The organism is Microcystis sp. 0824 (genome assembly GCF_003112475.1).
GTDB classification, from domain to species: domain Bacteria; phylum Cyanobacteriota; class Cyanobacteriia; order Cyanobacteriales; family Microcystaceae; genus Microcystis; species Microcystis aeruginosa_C.
Genome location: NZ_BDSM01000077.1, coordinates 1 through 493, shown reverse-complemented (window position 1 = coordinate 493; position 493 = coordinate 1). Strand labels below are relative to the sequence as shown.

The 493-nt window shown below is 31.0% G+C and carries 1 protein-coding gene and 1 pseudogene; both read left to right on the top strand.

The window, feature by feature from the left end; genetic code table 11:
• Nucleotides 1-165 (top strand): annotated as a pseudogene (locus tag N0824_RS21515) (IS607 family transposase); the annotation flags it as partial.
• Nucleotides 137-493: transposase (locus tag N0824_RS20435; RefSeq protein ID WP_108938071.1), on the top strand; the 357-nt coding region annotated here is incomplete at its 3' end. The pseudogene N0824_RS21515 and the gene N0824_RS20435, both read left to right, overlap by 29 nt.

Below are 493 nucleotides of genomic sequence, written 5' to 3'. Positions count from 1 at the left end.
AATCTAGCAGAAGAAAGAAAAGACGATTTAAGGCAAGACTTCGTGAGCATAATTACCTCATTTTGCGCTCGATTATACTCATTAAGACGACGAAATAGAAAGACAGAATGTTTAATTAAATGCCTTGAGGAGAATGATGAAATTAGTTCAAAAACATCTAATTAAATTTAATCACAAAAATTATTCAGTCATTGATAAATTAGGATTTTTATCGAAGAATCTGTATAATTGTGCTGTTTATTTAAACAGTCAAGTTTTATTTTCACATCAACCATTTTTAACAATGACTGAGTTACATCATGCCTTAAAAATGAGTCCAGATTATCAAGCCTTACCCGCCAAAGTAAGTCAGTTAGTATTAAAGCAAGTAGAAAAAACCTTTAAATCCTACCAAAAAGCGAAAGAACAATACAAAAAATCGCCAGATAAATTTACAGGAGAGCCTAAGTTGCCAAGATACAAAGACAAGGAAAAAGGTAGAAACGTTTTAACT